The 12,900-nt window shown below is 40.3% G+C and carries 8 protein-coding genes; all 8 read left to right on the top strand.

Features of this window, described 5'->3' with window-relative positions:
* Nucleotides 1–10: 10 nt before the first annotated feature.
* The 8 genes from nhaD to AC1WHX_RS05950 all read left to right on the top strand — a co-directional run bounded on the left by nhaD (nt 11) and on the right by AC1WHX_RS05950 (nt 12,765).
* Nucleotides 11–1,435, top strand: coding sequence for a sodium:proton antiporter NhaD (gene nhaD / locus AC1WHX_RS05985; protein ID WP_303117068.1), 1,425 nt, complete (start codon nt 11–13; stop codon nt 1,433–1,435).
* Nucleotides 1,436–1,706: 271 nt separating this feature from the next.
* Nucleotides 1,707–3,998, top strand: a complete 2,292-nt coding sequence (locus AC1WHX_RS05980; RefSeq protein ID WP_303117065.1) for a GH92 family glycosyl hydrolase — start codon at nt 1,707–1,709, stop codon at nt 3,996–3,998.
* An 18-nt stretch (nt 3,999–4,016) separates the two neighbouring features.
* Entirely contained in the window at nt 4,017–6,287 is a 2,271-nt protein-coding gene (locus AC1WHX_RS05975; RefSeq protein WP_122337355.1) for a GH92 family glycosyl hydrolase, read from the top strand.
* A 53-nt stretch (nt 6,288–6,340) separates the two neighbouring features.
* Nucleotides 6,341–7,621: an MFS transporter gene (locus AC1WHX_RS05970; protein ID WP_303117062.1), complete on the top strand. Its 1,281-nt coding sequence runs from the start codon at nt 6,341–6,343 to the stop codon at nt 7,619–7,621.
* A gap of 53 nt (nt 7,622–7,674) precedes the next feature.
* A complete protein-coding gene (locus tag AC1WHX_RS05965; RefSeq protein WP_009319210.1) occupies nt 7,675–8,646 on the top strand; it encodes a glycoside hydrolase family 130 protein in 972 nt (323 codons plus the stop codon).
* A 78-nt stretch (nt 8,647–8,724) separates the two neighbouring features.
* Nucleotides 8,725–10,935, top strand: a complete 2,211-nt coding sequence (locus tag AC1WHX_RS05960) for a GH92 family glycosyl hydrolase (RefSeq protein ID WP_438359283.1) — start codon at nt 8,725–8,727, stop codon at nt 10,933–10,935.
* A 159-nt stretch (nt 10,936–11,094) separates the two neighbouring features.
* Nucleotides 11,095–11,646 (top strand): RNA polymerase sigma-70 factor, encoded by a 552-nt coding sequence (locus AC1WHX_RS05955; RefSeq protein ID WP_303117076.1) that lies wholly within the window; start codon nt 11,095–11,097, stop codon nt 11,644–11,646.
* A gap of 105 nt (nt 11,647–11,751) precedes the next feature.
* On the top strand, nt 11,752–12,765 hold the full coding sequence (locus AC1WHX_RS05950) for a FecR family protein (RefSeq protein ID WP_303117057.1): 1,014 nt from the start codon (nt 11,752–11,754) through the stop codon (nt 12,763–12,765).
* Nucleotides 12,766–12,900: the final 135 nt, after the last annotated feature.

The raw sequence follows: 12,900 nt of genomic DNA, 5'->3' as shown, positions 1-12,900 counted from the left end.
TATAAATACCATGTTATTAGCGATTGTTACTATCTTTATTATCGGCTATTTGGCGATAGCTCTCGAACATCCTTTGCGAATAGATAAAGCTGCTGTTGCTCTTTTATTAGGAATGTTGTTATGGGTTTTGTATGCTTTCGGAGCAGAATCTATAGTTCCGGTGGCGGATGCCGAAGAGTTAAGTCATTATCTGGCTTCTTCGACGACTCTTCAATCTTTGCCTTTAGCGCAGCAATGTCTTAATTTTATTGTCAATGTTAAGGTTATTGAGCATTTAGGGGACATATCCGAGATTTTATTTTTCTTGATCGGGGCTATGACAATTGTCGAACTGATCGATGTTCACGGCGGTTTTTCTATCATTACTAACCGTATTACGACCCGTAAGAAGCGAAAACTACTATGGATTCTCGGATTCATAACATTTTTTATGTCTGCCGTTCTTGATAATCTGACTACGGCGATTGTTATGGTTATGTTGTTGAGAAAGTTGGTCAGTGATCAGCGGGAGCGCTGGCTTTATGCCAGTATGATCGTTATTGCGGCGAATAGTGGCGGAGCGTGGTCTCCGATAGGTGATATTACGACTATTATGTTATGGGTCAAAGGAAATGTGACGACATCGGCATTGGTCAAGTTTGTTTTGCTGCCCAGTATGGTTTCTTTGATCGTACCTTTAATATTTGCTTCTCGCATGTTAGGAGGAACATTAGCTCCGGTCGATACAACGGTCAAAACTCATAGCGATTTTGTCTCTTTCGGAGAGAAACGGTTAATATTGATATTAGGTATTCTCGGGCTGATTTTTGTTCCGTTGTTTAAAGCCGTGACTTCATTACCTCCTTTTATCGGAATTTTGTTCTCTTTAAGTGTTTTGTGGATTTTTACCGAGATAATGTATAATCGTAAAATGATAGACGAAGCACATCAATGTCGTGTCCCGAAAGTCCTGAAACGAATAGATATACCGACAATTCTCTTTTTTCTGGGTATTTTGATGGCTGTTGCCGTATTGCAAGCGACCGGAATATTGACAAGTACGGCTCAATGGCTCGATATAAATGTCCATAATGTTTATGTGATTAATATATTGCTGGGTGCATTGTCTTCTATTGTAGATAATGTTCCGTTAGTTGCTGCTTCTATCGGAATGTACCCGATCGTAGATCCGACAATTCTCTTTTCTGTATCTGATCCCGCATATATGGGATATTTTGTGCAAGACGGTATTTTTTGGGAGTTTCTTTCTTATTGTGTCGGAGTAGGAGGCAGTATGCTGATTATCGGTTCGGCTGCCGGAGTTGTCGTGATGGGGCTGGAACGCATTAATTTTGTGTGGTATTTGAGGCATATTTCTCTTTTGGCATTATGCGGTTATTTGGCAGGGGCATTTACATATATGGCTGAGGTTATTTTGTTTAAAGGCGGTTTATGATATTGCCACAGCAAATGTTTTGATTAGTTCCCGGAAGAATTTCCGGGAACTTTTTTTATGGGATAAAATTTTCTGAAAAATGCTTATCATCAGGGTGTCTGTTTTTTTCGTGTTAATTTGTCTATATATAAATTGTAATTCGAATTAGTGTTTTCGGACATTTAAGCGTTTTAATAATATAGATGTTTTTGTAGGAAATTTCAGTTCCCGAGTAGGGGATAAGATATTTTGATGCGTCTTATAATAAAAAGATAGAGATAATACCATATTTATGAAACACTATTTTTATTCGGTCATACCGGTTGTCGTTTTTTTATTAGGAATAACTTCTTGCTCTATTCAGAATAAGGATATTTCGGATTATACTCAATATGTCAATCCTTTTATAGGAACCGGAGATCACGGGCATACGTTTCCGGGAGCTATTGTTCCGCACGGGATGATCCAACCCAGTCCCGATACTCGTATCTATCAATGGGATGCCTGTTCAGGTTATCATTATTCCGACAGTACGATCAATGGTTTTTCCCACACTCATTTGAGTGGTACCGGATGTGGCGATTACGGAGATGTTCTTTTGATGCCGACGGTGGGTGAGCAACAATATGAACAAGAGCCGTTGGACAGTCAGAGCAAGGCTTATGCTTCGGGTTTCTCTCACGAGAATGAGACGGCAGTTCCGGGATATTATTCTGTATTTCTCGACCGTTATGGAGTGAAAGCCGAACTTACGGCTACTAAACGTGCTGCAATTCATCGATATACTTTCCCCGAAAGTGAGAAGGCCGGATTTATATTGGATTTTGATTATAGTTTGCAGCGTCAGAAAAATGAAGAAATGCAGATCGAGGTAATCAGCGATACTGAAATAAGGGGACGTAAAAAAACGGTTTATTGGGCTTTTGACCAGTATATCAATTTTTATGCTGAATTTTCAAAGCCTTTTACGTATGAACTGGTGACGGACTCGGTAATGATACCGGGTACTGATAATAAAATACCTCAATCAAAGGTATTGTTGCACTTTGCGACATCTGAAGGAGAGAAGGTGCTTGTTAAGGTCGGTATTTCGGGTGTCGACATGGCAGGTGCTAGGAGAAATGTCGAAGTGGAGTTGCCGGATTGGGATTTTGATATGGTCAGGAAAGAGGCTTCTTCGGATTGGCAAAGATATCTTTCTAAAATAGATATTTCGACCAAAGACGAGGATCAAAAAAAGATATTCTATACGGCGTTATATCATACGGCTGTCGCTCCGAATCTGTTTGCCGATGTTGATGGTCGTTATTTGGGTATGGACTTACGAATACACCAGACCTCTGCCGATCGTCCGGTTTATACCGTATTTTCTTTATGGGATACTTTTCGGGCATTGCATCCTTTAATGACGATAATAGATCCGGGGTTGAACAACCAGTTTATCCGTTCGTTAATTCGTAAGCATGAAGAGGGCGGAATTTTTCCGATGTGGGATTTAGCTTCTAATTATACCGGGACAATGATCGGATACCATGCTGTTCCTGTAATTGTGGATGCTTATATGAAAGGTCAACGCGACTTCGATGTCGAAACAGCCTATCAGGCATGTTTAAGGACTGCACAATATGATACGGCCGGGATTCATTGCCCGCCTCTTGTTTTACCGCATCTGATGCCTAAATCTAAATATTATAAGAATACTTTAGGGTATATCCCGTGCGATTTTGAAAACGAATCGGTGGCAAAGGCTTTGGAATATGCTTATAACGATTGGTGTATTTCGCAATTTGCTAATGAGATGAATGATACGTTGAACCATGTTCGATATGGTCTTTTAGGTAAAGCTTATGAAAAGTATTTCGATAAAAGCACACGATTTATGAGAGGTGTGGACTCCAAAGGCAAATGGCGTACACCGTTTAATCCTCGTTCTTCAAATCATCGGAATGATGATTATTGCGAAGGTACGGCATGGCAGTGGACATGGTTTGTTCCTCATGATATAGAGGGGTTGGTCGCTTTGATGGGAGGAAAAGAAGCTTTCTCCGAGAAGCTGGATTCTTTGTTTACCGTTAGTTCTAAATTAGAGGGAGAATCAGTTTCTTCCGATATATCGGGTCTGATAGGTCAGTATGCACATGGAAATGAACCGAGTCATCATATTCTGCACATGTATAATTATATCGACCAGCCGTGGAAAACTCAGGCATTGGTAGATAGTGTGTTGCATAGTCAATATTTTAATGCTCCTGCCGGAATTTCCGGGAATGAAGATTGCGGACAGATGTCGGCGTGGTATATCTTGAATAGTATGGGATTTTATCAGGTTTGTCCGGGTAAACCGGTCTATTCGATAGGCCGTCCTTTATTCGATGAAACGACGATAAATCTTTCGGATGGGAAAACGTTTACGATACGGACTAATAATAATTCTTCCGAGAATAAATATATTCAGGCTGCAAGATTGAACGGAAATCCTTTGACAGAGCCGTTCTTTACTCATGAGGATATTGTTGCAGGCGGTATTTTAGAGATTGATATGGGGAGTACTCCTTCAAAATGGGGCATAAACAGTAATAGATAAAAGTGATAATATTATACTATGAAGAGAAAAATAGGAATAGCCGGATTATTAATATTATTAACAACGGTTTCTTTACAAGCACGGGAGTTTGTAGATTATGTCAATCCGTTGATGGGAACCGAGTCGACTTTTGAATTCTCACATGGAAATACCTATCCGGCAGTAGCAGTGCCTTGGGGTGTAAATTTTTGGACTCCGCAAACCGGAGAAAATCGTAGTGGTTGGATATATGCTTATACCGATGAGGAGATCAGAGGATTCCGTCAGACACACCAGCCCAGCCCATGGATAAATGATTACGGAACATTTTCGGTAATGCCTGTTTCAGGAGACTTAAAAGTTTCTTATAAAGATAGGGGAGCCCGCTTCTCTCATAAAAACGAGATCGCCCGTCCCGATTATTATAAAGTCCAATTTGATAACGGAACTGTGACCGAACTGTCAGCTTCCCGTACCGGAGCTGTTTTGGATATAGCGTTTACTCCGGGAAAAGAGCAATATTTTATTGTAGATGCTTATCATGGAGGTTGCCGTTTGGCTATCGACAAGCAAAATCGTAGGGTAACGGGTTATACTAAAAATAATTGTGGAGGTGTTCCTTCTAATTTTGCCAATTATTTCGTGTTGGAGTTCAGCCATCCTATAAAGGATCAGGGGATACAAATTAATGATGACTTATTTCCGGGAAAGCTTGTCGGTGAGCATGACCGGGTTTGTGCATATCTTCAGTTCGATGTCCCTGAAGGTGAAAAGCTGACTGTCCGAGTGGCTTCTTCGTTTATAGGAGAAGAACAAGCGTGGCTGAATTTTGACAGGGAGGTGAAAAATAAAACGGTCGCTGATTTAAAGATCGAATCTGCAAAACTGTGGAACAGTATGATGGGGCGTATCGTAGCCGAAGGGGGTAATGAGGAACAGATGAAAACTTTTTATTCTTGCTTGTATAGGGTTCTTTTATTTCCCCGGGAATTTTATGAATTCGATAAGTCTGGAAAACCGGTATATTATAGTCCCTATGATGGAAAAATTCATGCCGGATATATGTACACGGATAATGGTTTCTGGGATACATTCCGTGCTGTGCATCCTTTGTTTACGTTAGTCTATCCGGAAGTTTCGGAGCGTATTATGCAGGCTTTAGTCAACAGTTATGAAGAAAGCGGATTTTTGCCGGAATGGGCGAGTCCGGGACATCGGGGCTGTATGATCGGAAATAATTCTCTATCGCTTATCACGGATGCGTGGATGAAGGGAATACGCAGTTTCGATGCAAAAAAGGCTTTAGAGGCTATGGTGCACCAGACTCAGGCACAAGGTCGGGAGGCTTCTGTCGGACGAAATGGATTTGAAGAGTATGACAAGCTCGGGTATGTACCGTATCCCGATTATGTCGAAGCTACTGCCAAGACATTGGAATATGCCTATAGCGACTGGTGTTTGAGCCGTTTTGCCGCGTCTATAGGAAATGTATCGATAGCCGAAGTGTATGAGAAAAAGTCTCAGAATTATAAGAATTTGTTTGATCCTTCATGCGGTTTTATGCGTGCGAAAAATAAAGACGGGGAATGGATCGAGCCTTTTCGAGCTATAGAGTGGGGAGGTCCTTTTACCGAAGGTTCGTCATGGCATTATACGTGGAGTGTTATGCATGATATTCAGGGGCTTGCTCAATTGATGGGCGGTCATGAACAGATGGGAGCGAAGCTGGATTCGATGTTTAATGCTCCTGCAGATTATAATGTGGGAACGTATGGTTTTGTAATTCACGAGATAGCCGAAATGGTTGCATTGGATATGGGGCAGTATGCTCATGGTAACCAGCCGGTACAGCATGCCATTTACTTATATAATTATATCGGTCAGCCGTGGAAAGCTCAATACCATGTACGGGAAGTATTGAACCGATTATATAATTCAGGCCCGAAAGGTTATTGCGGAGATGAAGATAACGGCCAGACTTCAGCATGGTATGTTTGCAGTGCGATGGGCTTTTATCCGGTATGTCCGGGGCAACCCGAATATGTTTTAGGAGCTCCTCTTTTTCAAAAGGTAACGTTGAATTTGCCGAATAACAAAGTGTTTGTGATCGATGCTCGTAATAATAACGATAAGAATTTATATATCGATTCTGCAAAATTGAACGGTAAAAAGTTTACTCGGAACTATTTAACGCATGACGAAATCTCTTCAGGTGGAGAATTGTCCTTGAAGATGAATGCTAAACCGAATATGAAGCGAGGGGTTCGACCGGAAGATTTTCCTTATTCTTATTCGGTGTATAAACCGTAATAAATTATTGATTCGGCATTGTCATAATTCCGAATTTTAAAACTTGAAATATAATGTCTGATAACAAATCTATCAATCCGATCTGTTGGGTGCCGACAGTCTATTTTGCAATGGGACTTCCATTTGTCGCTTTGTCGATGGTGTCTGTACTTATGTTTTCGGATATGGGTGTGTCTAATGCCCAAATTGCTTTCTGGACGTCTTTGATTATGCTCCCTTGGACATTGAAACCTTTGTGGAGTCCTTTTCTGGAGATGTTTAAAACAAAAAAATATTTTGTCGTTGCTACCCAAATGGTGACGGGGGTGGCTTTCGGTTTGGTCGCACTGTCATTGCCGCTACCTGATTTTTTCTGTTATGCAATAGCATTTATGGGTGTGATCGCTTTTAGCGGTGCAACGCATGACATTGCCGGAGACGGAGTATATCTTACCGAGCTGAATGCTACGATGCAGGCTAAGTATATAGGTTGGCAAGGGGCATTTTATAATCTGGCGAAAATCTTAACAAATGGAGGTCTTGTGTATTTGGCCGGTTCATTAAAGGACAGTATCGGCATAGTACATGCCTGGATGGTGATTATGGGCATTTGTGCGGCTATAATGGTTGTCTTGTCTTTATATCATGTCCGAATGTTACCTTCCGGGGGTGCGGCGTCAGGTGATGTTCGAACGGTAAAAGATGCTATGCATATGTTGTGGGAAGTGATCCGTACCTTTTTTCAGAAGAAGTATATAGTCTGGTATATTTGTTTCATTATTTTATATCGTTTTGCCGAAGGTTATGCTATGAAAATCGTTCCTCTTTTTCTTAAAGCCGGAATCGATCAGGGAGGATTAGGTCTTCCTGTTCAGGAAATAGGTATTATCTATGGAACTTTCGGAGCTGCAGCTTTCATGTTGGGATCTATCCTGGCAGGATATTATATTTCTGCTTTCGGCTTGAGAAAGACATTGTTTTCTCTTTGTTGCGTATTTAATATCCCGTTTGTCGTGTATCTGTTGTTGGCAATATATCAGCCTTCTAATGTATGGGTTATCGGTTCTGCTATCGTGTTTGAATATTTCGGGTACGGTTTCGGTTTTGTCGGTCTGACCTTATTTATGATGCAGCAGGTTGCTCCCGGAAAACATCAAATGGCACATTACGCTTTTGCTTCCGGAATTATGAATCTCGGTGTAATGATTCCGGGAATGATGAGCGGATATTTAAGTGATTGGTTAGGATACCGGAATTTTTTTATTTGGGTACTCGTCGCTACAATCCCGGCTTTTCTGGTGACTTGGTTTGTCCCGTTTACTTATAATAACGATAAGAAGGAGACGACAGCCTGAATAAATGAATGAATTTGGGAAAAATAAATTAACAATAAAAATTTCAGATAGAAATGGAAAAAATTTTTAATATGCCGTGGGAAGATCGTCCCGAAGGTTGTACCGATGTTATGTGGCGTTACTCTAAAAATCCGGTTATAGGACGTTATCAGATTCCTTCGTCGAACAGTATTTTCAATAGTGCCGTCGTTCCCTTTGGAGACGGTTTTGCCGGAGTATTCCGCTGCGACAATAAAGCGGTGCAAATGAATATTTTTGCCGGTTTCAGCAAAGATGGCATTCACTGGGATATTAATCATGAACCTATTCGGTTTAAAGCCGGAAATACGAATATGATCGAATCGGAATATAAGTATGATCCGCGCGTTACATGGATCGAAGACCGTTATTGGATTACGTGGTGTAACGGTTATCACGGACCTACGATCGGAATTGCATATACGTTCGACTTTAAAGAATTTTTTCAATGTGAGAATGCCTTTTTGCCATTTAACCGTAATGGAGTATTGTTTCCTCAAAAGATTAATGGTAAATATGCCATGTTGAGCCGTCCGAGCGATAACGGACACACACCGTTCGGGGATATATATATGAGTTATAGTCCGGATATGAAATATTGGGGAGAACATCGTTGCGTCATGAAAGTTACTCCATTCCCCGAGAGTGCATGGCAATGTACGAAAATCGGTGCAGGATCAGTTCCTTTCCTTACTGACGAGGGATGGTTGATGTTTTATCACGGCGTAATCACGACATGCAACGGTTTTCGCTATTCTATGGGAGCGGTTATTCTTGACAAGGAAAACCCTGAAAAAGTATTGTATCGTACACGGGATTATCTTCTTGCTCCGGCTGTTTCTTATGAATTGCAGGGCGACGTTCCTAATGTCGTGTTCCCATGTGCAGCTTTGCAGGACGGAGAACGGGTTGCCGTATATTATGGTGCTGCAGATACGGTTGTCGCTATGGCTTTCGGTTACATTTCGGAAATTGTCGAGTTTACAAAAAAGCATTCATATCTTTAAATAATAGAGAGTATGTATAAGACATCACGATATACCTTCCCTATGAAAAAATGTTTTTGTGTAGTATGTGTAGTGTTGATGCTCCTGAGCGCGTCGTGGTTACGGGCTCAGGAGCCTATTGATTTCGTTAATCCGTTTATCGGAACAACGAATTTCGGGACGACCAATCCCGGAGCAGTTTGTCCGAACGGGTTGATGTCGGTCGTTCCGTTTAATGTGATGGGATCGGAAACGAATAAGTATGATAAAGATGCCCGTTGGTGGTCAACACCTTATGAATATTACAACAAATTTTTTACGGGATTTTCGCATGTGAACCTTAGCGGCGTAGGGTGTCCCGAATTAGGAAGTCTTTTGTTGATGCCTACCTGTGGAGAGTTGAATGTCGATTATAAAGAGTATGGCAGTGCTTATCGTGATGAGGCTGCGTCTCCGGGTTATTATACTAATATCTTGACAAAATATAACATTAAGACAGAAGTTTCGGCAACTCCTCGTACCTCTATTGCCCGTTTTACTTTTCCGGCAGGGAAAAGTCATATTTTGATGAATCTGGGAGAAGGACTTACCAATGAAAGCGGAGCGACTCTCCGGCGTGTAAATGATCGGGAAATAGAAGGTTCTAAGTTATTGGGAACGTTTTGTTATAATCCTCAAGCGGTATTCCCTATTTACTTTGTTATGCGGGTCAGTAAAAGTCCGGCACAGACCGGTTATTGGAAAAAACAACGTCCGATGGCCGGAGTAGAAGCCGAATGGGATAAGGATAACGGAAAGTACAAATTATACACACGTTATGGAAAAGAGATGTCGGGAGATGATGTCGGTGCATTTTTTACATTTGATACACAATCCGGAGAACAAATAGAGGTTCAGATAGGAGTATCGTTCGTAAGCATTGCTAATGCTCGGGAGAATCTGGACAAAGAACAGTCGGGTTTTAACTTTGAGAAGATAAAAGCCGATGCCCGGAAGCAATGGAACGAAGAGCTTTCGAAAATAGAGGTAGAGGGCGGCACTCATGATGATAAAGTCGTTTTTTATACGGCATTATACCATATTTTGATCCATCCTAATATTCTGCAAGATGTCAACGGGCAATATCCGGTAATGGAGAGCGACCGGATAGAAACGGCAAAGGGCGATCGTTATACGGTGTTTTCGTTATGGGATACTTATCGGAATGTCCATCAGTTTCTTTCTCTTGTATATCCTGAGAAACAAATGGCAATGGTCAATACGATGATAGACATGTATAAAGAACACGGCTGGTTACCGAAATGGGAGCTTTATGGACGGGAGACACTGACGATGGAAGGTGATCCTTCTATTCCTGTGATAACAGATACCTGGTTGCGGGGATTGAGGGATTTCGATATAGATACGGCTTATGAGGCAATGATAAAGTCTGCTACTACTCCGGGAAAAGATAATCTGATGCGTCCGGATAATGACGATTATTTGGGAAAAGGATATGTGCCGTTGAGAGAACAGTATGATAATTCCGTGTCTCATGCTCTGGAGTATTATATTGCTGATTTTGCCCTTTCTCAGCTTGCCGAGGCTCTTGGGAAGAAAGATGATGCCCGGTTGTTCCATGAGCGTTCTTTAGGGTATAAAAATTATTATTGTAAGGAATTCGGTACATTGCGCCCTATTCTTCCGAATGGAAGTTTTTATTCTCCGTTTAATCCGCGTCAAGGAGAGAACTTCGAACCTAATCCCGGTTTTCATGAAGGTAGCGCTTGGAATTATACATTTTATGTTCCGCATGATATACCCGGATTGACAAAGCTTATGGGGGGCAAAAAGCCTTTTATCGATAAACTTCAGAGTGTTTTTGATGAAGGATTGTATGATCCGGCTAATGAACCAGACATTGCTTATCCGTATTTGTTCAGCCAATTTAAAGGAGAAGAATGGCGGACACAAAAAGAAGTGAACCGTTTGCTGAAAAAGTATTTTAAAAATCAGCCGGACGGTATTCCGGGAAATGACGATACCGGAACTATGTCTGCTTGGGCGGTTTTCAGTATGATGGGTTTTTATCCCGATTGCCCTGGCTTGCCTCGTTACACGCTGACTTCTCCGTTATTCGATCGGATAACGATTCATCTCGATCCTAAATATTATAAACAGAAAGAGATTATTATAGAAACGGAAAGGCCTTCTTCTGCTGCTATTTTTATAGATCGGGTAGATCAGAACGATAAAAAAATCAAAGGTTATTTCATTACCCATGACGAGTTGACTCAAAATGGGCCTATTAAATTTATTTTGAAAAAGTAAAAGCTGTTTTTTATTTCTACAATTGGTAAATGTTGATGTCTAAATAATCGTACGATTATTTAGGCTGTAGTATCCTTAAATTGCGTAATAATAAAAATCTCCATAATTTGATTGGGAAAAGGCATACATTATGCTTATAGTGTGGAAATATTCAAAAATATGGTGTCCGAGAATGAATTGAATGATATTCTATTGCTGAATCTATTAAAAGCCGATGATGAAAAAGCTTTCAAATATATATTTGATCGTTATTTCTCGCCATTGTGCCGCTTTATGTATCTATATGTAAAGAATCAGCAGGAAGTAGAAGAAATGGCTCTGGATATATTTACGTATGTTTGGGAGAACCGGGCTACTTTAGAGATCAAATTGACATTTAAAGCTTATTTGTTTCAGGCTGCACGAAACAAATGTCTGAATAATATTCGGGATCGTAAAAATACTTGTTCCATAGAAGAAAGTGGGTATGATGCTTATTTAGAGGATACGAGTGTTGAGGTTAATGAACTGAATCGTATCATTGAGGAGGCGGTTTTAAGTTTACCGGAGAAATGTGGAGAAGTTTTTCGAAAAAGTCGGGAGGAACATTTGCCTAATCAGGAAATTGCCAAAGAAATGCAGATTTCGGTAAAAACGGTTGAGGCACAGATAACCAAGGCTTTGAAGATGATAAGGAAATACCTTGGTGAAACATATTCTTATATATGGTAAAAAATTAAAGTTTCGATAAGGGTTTGAGTTATCTGATGTGTCATTCTAATAAGACGACATTTATACAGAGAATATTAAATGCGTAAATGGTATAAGAATTTAAGAATGAAAGTAGATATAATTCCTTGGTATTTAATTATTAAGCATCTGAAGAGGAAAACTTCGGATGAAGAAGAAAAACTATTTGCAATTTGGTTAAAGGAGGGTAAGAACCGAGAGATATTCAGTTCGTTGCAAAAAATGTGGCAAGAAATTGTGGCAGAAGTTTCGGATTATAATCCTGATACGCAATATTATTGGACAAAAATGAAGGAACGGATGCAGCAAAATACTGAAAGTTCTAAACGTTTTTCTTTCCGTTCTCATTGGCGAGCATTTGCTGTCGCAGCATCGATTTTGCTTGTTTTGACATTTTCGACAACACTTTTTTTATGGAAAGTCAATATTGTAGATAAACCTTGTTTAGCACAGACATATTCGACCATAAGCGGAAAATCAAAAGTTATTCTTCCGGACGGAACGGAGGTGTGGCTGCATAACAATACTACATTATCTTATAATAACGATTTCGGAGAGAAAGAACGTCGAGTTTCATTAGATGGGGAGGCGTTTTTCTCTGTAACGAAAAATGCCGATAAACCTTTTATTGTGAATGCCGATCAATTAAATGTTCAGGTCTATGGGACACGGTTTAATGTAGAATGTTTTTCCGGAAAAGAAAACATATTGGTCAGTTTATTGGAAGGATCGGTTGCCTTATATACCGATGAAGACCGGAAAACATTCTTGAAACCTGACCAGACGGGTATTTACAATAAAAGGCTTTCGTCTTTGAGTGTCGAGAAAGACGATGTCGCTTATACGGCATCTTGGGCGACCGAAACCGTGAGATTCGAAGGGGAGTCTCTTGCTCAGGTTTGTAAATATTTGTCGAGATGGTATAATGTTGAGATAGAGGTCGATCCGCAGGTGAGTGACCATTATGCCTATACGTTTACCGTACGTGAAGAACCTCTAGAAGAAATACTGCGTTTGATTTCGAAAACAAATCCTGTTTCATATTCTTTTGATGGGAAAAGGCGGATATTTATTTATCCGGTTGGAGAGAGTCATCGTTGAATATTTTTATCTACAGATAATCATTTATTAAACTAATACATAATATTATTTTAATTCATTTTAAAATAGATTCTTAGCCAGATGTCATAATTATAATACCGTTACAATCAGTTTATTTCTCGGTTGGTGTTGGGA

Source organism: Coprobacter sp., from assembly GCF_982436375.1.
This window is presented reverse-complemented; position numbering and strand designations above follow the sequence as displayed.

Coding starts and splice junctions, on each gene's coding strand:
- nhaD (WP_303117068.1), top strand. CDS start 11: ATGTTATTAGCGATTGTTACTATCTTTATTATCGGCTATTTGGCGATA.
- AC1WHX_RS05980 (WP_303117065.1), top strand. CDS start 1,707: ATGAAACACTATTTTTATTCGGTCATACCGGTTGTCGTTTTTTTATTA.
- AC1WHX_RS05975 (WP_122337355.1), top strand. CDS start 4,017: ATGAAGAGAAAAATAGGAATAGCCGGATTATTAATATTATTAACAACG.
- AC1WHX_RS05970 (WP_303117062.1), top strand. CDS start 6,341: ATGTCTGATAACAAATCTATCAATCCGATCTGTTGGGTGCCGACAGTC.
- AC1WHX_RS05965 (WP_009319210.1), top strand. CDS start 7,675: ATGGAAAAAATTTTTAATATGCCGTGGGAAGATCGTCCCGAAGGTTGT.
- AC1WHX_RS05960 (WP_438359283.1), top strand. CDS start 8,725: ATGCTCCTGAGCGCGTCGTGGTTACGGGCTCAGGAGCCTATTGATTTC.
- AC1WHX_RS05955 (WP_303117076.1), top strand. CDS start 11,095: ATGGTGTCCGAGAATGAATTGAATGATATTCTATTGCTGAATCTATTA.
- AC1WHX_RS05950 (WP_303117057.1), top strand. CDS start 11,752: ATGAAAGTAGATATAATTCCTTGGTATTTAATTATTAAGCATCTGAAG.